The following is a 5276-nucleotide window of genomic DNA, read 5'->3' on the forward strand; positions in this document are numbered from 1 at the left end:
GCCATGGCCCAGTCCGAGCTCGCCGTCATGGCCGCCCAGATTGCCGCTTTGCGCAAATATCGGCAGAAAAAGTAAGCTTCCACGCTTCAGAAAAAACCGGCCCTATGGCCGGTTTTTTTATGGGCGCTTCGATCTGGAGAAATTCGAATCAGTTTGGCCGTTCATGCCGTTGGCGAAGCGCTCACAGTCATTCCTGAAAATGACGAAGATGGTTGTTTTGTGCTCCCTCTGCGTAGCGGGCCAACTGGCCGGCCAYCCGAGTCCTTCATGAACCCTTTGCGAATGTCTACCTCGTAGGGCGGCCGACGTCCACGTGCGTGCCGCCGGGCAAGCGGCTGATCCGCTGGACGCCGGCTATCTGCGGGTCGAGGACGGAGACCGCGGCGTCCGCTTTATCGAGAAGGGTGCAATCGGCGCGCAGTGAGCAGAAGTGGACGTTGATGGACTAACTGCCCGCCGCCATGAGTGGCTGCGGCGCGACGTTCCATTGCGCCATGCGGAAATCTGGCGTGCTTCCGCTATTCAAGCAAAAAAGGCCTCCAACCCATACGGGGTGAGCGCAAGCAGCTATCAAATAGGGAGCGGTTTCCGGACAAATGGCCTGGCCCGAGCCGGCAAAGTAACAACTGGACACGCTAAATGACAGCCATGGCCCGGGCCGCTCCCTTATCGTTGTGGTGGGTTCAAGCCAGCAACGAGGTGCGAAATGGACAGTCTTTTAGACAGCCTGATATGGGGAGAGGAAGCGTCGCTCGAGCGTCGGGCCAGGCGCGTGCGCAAGGCCTGGCTGACGCGGGTTGTGCTCGCGGCAGTCGCCCTCTTTGTGTTGGTCGTGGTTCTGGCGCCCTGACGCGGCGTTATCGGCGCCAGGCCCGCGGTACCTGCGAACCGGCTATTGCAGCCAGGGCGCGTCGGGCAGTTCGTTGGGATTGTTGGGTGCGTCGCCCTGCATACCATCGATGGCAAAGTGCGCCATCAGCAGCGCTGAGGTTTCTTCCAGTGCCTGTGTCAATCCGTCCTCGTACCGGTTCTCCCTGAACGCCTGGGCCATGCGCGACACCGTGGCCTGCCACTGTGCTTGATTCACATGGCGCGCCACGCCGCGGTCCGCCACGATTTCAATGGCGTGCTCGGCCAGCAGCAAATAAATCAGCACACCGTTGTTGTGTTCGGTGTCCCATACCCGCAGCTTCCCGAACATCGTGACCGCGCGCTGGCGCGTGAGCTGGCCGATGGACTGGTGTTTGCCCAGCCGCCACAGGTAGCTCATGGGCAACGAGGCCTCCACGCATATCCGTATTTCGCCGCTGTGCCGCCGCTCGCTGGCCGTCACCCGGCTGGCCAGCCGGTTGAGCATGTCGGGTGCAATTGCGCGCTGGGCGTCGGAGGCATCCAGCCAGAGGTGCTTGAGGATGGTCTTGGGTTTATTGAGCATGTGCCTACCAGTCGCCTGATGCGCCGCCGCCGCCGAAATCACCGCCACCGCCACTGCTGAATCCGCCGCCACTGCTGCTGCCTCCGCCCCAGCTTCCTCCGCTGCTCCCGCCGCCAAAGCCGCCAGTGGTCCAGCCGCCCGAAGAGCGGCTGCCGCTGCCCAGGACGCCGAGGCTGGCCACCAGCGCAAACACCATACCCGCCACAGCCGCCAGGCCGGCCACAATCAGGCTGCTGGTGAACACCCAGGCCAGCACGCCGACGGCGCCGCCGGTGGCGATGGAGCCCAGCTTGCGCCCCAAGACGCCGGCGGCCAGGCGCCCGCCTATCGGCACGGCAAAGAACAGGAACACCGCGAGGTCGGTCCACTCGAAGCCGCTGTCAGCCATGTCCGAAGCACTTTTTTGCTCAGGCACTGGGAGGTTTTCGCCGCTGATCAGCGCCATGATCTGGTCAGCCGCGGCATTCAGCCCGCCGGCAAAGTCGCCCTGTTTCAAGCGCGGGGTRATGGCGGTGTCGATCACCTGGCGCGCCGCGAGGTCCGGAATGGCGCCTTCCAGCGCCTTGGTGGTTTCGATACGGACCTTACGATCGTTCTTGGCCACGACCAGCAGCAGCCCGTCGCCCACGCTTTTGCGTCCAATTTTCCAGGCATCGCCCACACGCTGGGCATAAGCGGCGATGTCTTCGGGCTGGGTGCTGAGCACGACGAGCACCACCACCTGTGCGCCGCGGCTTTGTTGAAACGCAACCAGTTTGGCCTCCAGGGCGGCGCGTTGCGTGGCATCCAGCGTACCAGTGCTGTCCATGACATGCGCCGTGAGGGCCGGCACCGGCTGGACGCCTTGCGCCCAGGCCACAAGGGGCAGCCACACGGCCAGCAACAATCCCGCCATCCAGCGGAGGAGGCTACGGCCCAATATCCAACCCGCTAGTTGCTGCACAGCAAGTCCTGTAGAAACTTATTTCTTCGTGAAGTCCACCACAGGCGGTGCGGAAATCTGTGCCTCATTGGCCACGGTGAAGTTCGGCTTGACGTTGTAGCTGAAGACCATGGCCGTCAGGTTGCTTGGGAAACTGCGTGTCARCACGTTGTATTCCTGGACCGCCTGGATGTAGCGATTGCGTGCTACCGTGATGCGGTTTTCGGTGCCTTCCAGCTGCACGCGCAGGTCACGAAAACCCTGGTTGGCCTTGAGGTCGGGGTAGCGTTCACTGACCACCATCAGGCGGCTCAGCGCACTGCCCAATTCGCCTTGCGCTGCCTGGAATTTTTTGAAGGCTGCCGGATCGTTCAGGGTTTCCGGCGTCACCTGGATGGAGGTGGCCTTGGCGCGTGCTTCAATCACCTTGGTCAGGGTGTCCTGTTCAAAAGCGGCTTCGCMCTTGACCGTGGCCACAATGTTGGGCACCAGGTCGGCACGGCGCTGGTACTGGTTCAGCACTTCAGACCAGGCCGATTTGGTTTGCTCGTCGAGGCGCTGAAAGTCGTTGTAGCCGCAACCCGTGAGGAGCAGGCCCAGCATGCTGACAAGGAACAGGTTTAAAAAGCGGGATTTCATGGCGATGTCTTTCGAAAATGYAAGCCGCAACACTAACATAGTCGAATGTCGATGACGCCTCATTCCCCCGGGTCCGTGCAGGCATTCCAAGCTCTGCAGGCCAACCTGCGCCCCTTGGCGGCGGCAGCCGCGAAACCACGTCTGATGATTGCGGGCGCGACCGGCGTGCTGGGCAATGAAGTGTTGCGCCGCCTTGTGGGCAGCGGACGTTATGCGCACACCGAGGTGCTGGCTACTGAAACCATGACCACCGGTATGGCCGGCGTGGGGATTGTGCTGGCAGGTGATGCTTCAGCAATCGAGGCATGGCYCGCGCGGCCTCAGCTTGTTCATACCGGCCTGGTCATGTTTGAGCCGCCACGGCTTTTTTATGGGCGTGAGCGCACACTGTGGACGCCCGTGCCGGGACAACTGCCGGTGCTGGCCCGCTGGTTGAAACGCTGTGGCGCACAGACACTGGTTGTGGTGGTGCCCCACGCTTCGGGGCGTTTACCCGATGCCCTCAAGCGCGGACTGGCCGACCTCGATGAGCAAGCCGTGGCTTCACTGGGCTTTGAACGCGTGTTGTTGGTGCGCTCGGCGCGCAAGACCGAAGGTATTGCGGGCGCCAATTTTTTCGAGAAGACGGCGTCGTGGATGCTGTCGACCCTCAAGTTCATGATTCCCGCAGCCGAGCAGCCGGTGCGTCCTGCCAAGCTGGCAGAGTTTATCGACGCAGCGCTGCAGGTTTTGCCRCCGGGTACCCATGTGGCCGCGCCTGAGGTGCTTTGGCAGGCTAACCAGAGCGGCGGAAACGGCCGGCGTATCGGGCCGCAAGACAACAGCATGCAAGGTGTCGTACGCTCGTGGCTTGCTGCAAGGCTCAATCCCGAGCAGAATTCACCACCCAACGCCAAGCCGGACTGACGCCTTCCCATGCCCAAACCCAAAGTCCCGCCCGCCAGCAGCGGCAACGCCGATGACATCGAGGCGGCTTTTTATGACGCGCTGCAAAGCGGCGACATCGAAAAGCTCATGGCCTGCTGGGGCGATGACGACGACATCGTCTGTGTGCACCCGGGTGGCGCCCGGCTGGTGGGCCCGGCGGCCATACGCGCCACTTTTGACGCCATGTTTGCCAATGGCACCATCAATGCCCAGGCCATCAAGGTGCGAAAGGTCGAGACCATGAGCGCCTGCGTGCACAGCGTGCTGGAACGCATCGAGGTGCTGACCGATGAAGGGCCACGGCATGCCTACGTGATTGCCACCAATGTGTATCACAAGGGTGCGCAAGGCTGGCGCATGGTGGCACACCATGCCAGTCCCGGCACGCCGCGAGAAATGCAGGAAGTGTCGGAAACACCGACCGTCCTGCACTGAAAGGCCTGCGGTGAAATACGCAGCACCCTGGTGGCTGCCGGGCGGCAATTTGCAGACCATCTGGGCTGCGCTGCGGTCACGCCGCTACCTGGGCCCGCCGCCCGTGTTTCGCCGCGAGCGCTGGGATACCCCCGATAGCGACTTTGTCGACGTTGACTGGATGCTCGATGGAAACGAGCCTTCGTCGGGGTTTCCGGCAGCTTCCCCGACGGGCAACGAATCCATCGAGATGAGACGCAAGGAATCGCGCAAGGAAGTGCCACTCCTGGTGGTGTTTCATGGGCTTGAGGGGTCATCTGCCAGCCACTACGCCGAAGCGCTTGCCGATGTGGCTCGCGAGCGCGGCTGGGGCTGCGCCATTCCACACTTCCGGGGGTGTTCCGGTGAATTGAACCTAGCGCCGCGGGCTTATCACTCAGGAGATTTTGCAGAGATAGACTGGATACTGCGGCGCTTTGCGCAGGCCCATTCCGGGCCGGTCGTTGCCGTAGGCATTTCATTGGGTGGCAATGCGTTGATGCGCTGGGCCGGCGAGCTTGGCGCGGAGGCCCGCCAGGTGGTTAGCGGTATTGCGTCCGTCTGTTCGCCGCTGGACCTGACGGCCAGCGGCTGGGCCATAGGTCGGGGATTCAACCGGCAGGTCTACACCCGCATGTTCCTGAGAACCATGGTGCCGAAGGCGCTGAAAAAACTGGAGCAGCACCCAGGTCTTTTTGACCGCGACCGATTGCTGGCCGCGCGCGACTTGTACGCTTTCGACAATGTATTCACCGCGCCTGTCCACGGGTTCAAGGATGCGGATGACTACTGGCTGCGTGCCTCTGCCAAGCCGCATTTGCGCAGCATTGCCGTGCCGGCGCTGGCCCTGAACGCGCTGAACGATCCCTTTGTGCCGGCCGGCAGCCTGCCGCAAACCGC

Annotated in this window: 7 protein-coding genes and 1 pseudogene; 5 read left to right on the forward strand and 3 right to left on the reverse strand. The window is 62.6% G+C overall.

The features are described from left to right. A pseudogene (locus AC1D1X_RS14910) lies at nucleotides 1–75 on the forward strand (F0F1 ATP synthase subunit epsilon); the annotation flags it as partial. A 631-nt stretch (nucleotides 76–706) separates the two neighbouring features. Further along, on the forward strand, nucleotides 707–850 hold the full coding sequence (locus AC1D1X_RS14915; RefSeq protein ID WP_477668852.1) for a hypothetical protein: 144 nt from the start codon (nucleotides 707–709) through the stop codon (nucleotides 848–850). Between the two features lie 42 nt (nucleotides 851–892). Here the strand turns inward: AC1D1X_RS14915 and AC1D1X_RS14920 are convergent, their stop codons facing one another. The 3 genes from AC1D1X_RS14920 to AC1D1X_RS14930 form a co-directional block, all read right to left on the reverse strand. Next, entirely contained in the window at nucleotides 893–1435 is a 543-nt protein-coding gene (locus AC1D1X_RS14920; protein ID WP_477668851.1) for a TPM domain-containing protein, read from the reverse strand. A 4-nt stretch (nucleotides 1436–1439) separates the two neighbouring features. After that, nucleotides 1440–2330: a TPM domain-containing protein gene (locus AC1D1X_RS14925; RefSeq protein WP_477668937.1), complete on the reverse strand. Its 891-nt coding sequence runs from the start codon at nucleotides 2328–2330 to the stop codon at nucleotides 1440–1442. Between the two features lie 66 nt (nucleotides 2331–2396). Further along, entirely contained in the window at nucleotides 2397–2996 is a 600-nt protein-coding gene (locus tag AC1D1X_RS14930; protein ID WP_477698554.1) for a LemA family protein, read from the reverse strand. Nucleotides 2997–3071: 75 nt separating this feature from the next. Between AC1D1X_RS14930 and AC1D1X_RS14935 the strand changes: the two genes are divergently transcribed. From AC1D1X_RS14935 to AC1D1X_RS14945, 3 genes are all read left to right on the forward strand, one after another. Then, on the forward strand, nucleotides 3072–3902 hold the full coding sequence (locus tag AC1D1X_RS14935) for a hypothetical protein (RefSeq protein WP_477698555.1): 831 nt from the start codon (nucleotides 3072–3074) through the stop codon (nucleotides 3900–3902). A 9-nt stretch (nucleotides 3903–3911) separates the two neighbouring features. Further along, on the forward strand, nucleotides 3912–4358 hold the full coding sequence (locus AC1D1X_RS14940; protein WP_477668848.1) for a YybH family protein: 447 nt from the start codon (nucleotides 3912–3914) through the stop codon (nucleotides 4356–4358). Between the two features lie 10 nt (nucleotides 4359–4368). Then, a partial coding sequence (locus AC1D1X_RS14945; protein WP_477698556.1) for a YheT family hydrolase occupies nucleotides 4369–5276 on the forward strand: 908 nt, incomplete at its 3' end.

The sequence above is a fragment of the Polaromonas sp. P1_G4 genome (assembly GCF_056405475.1).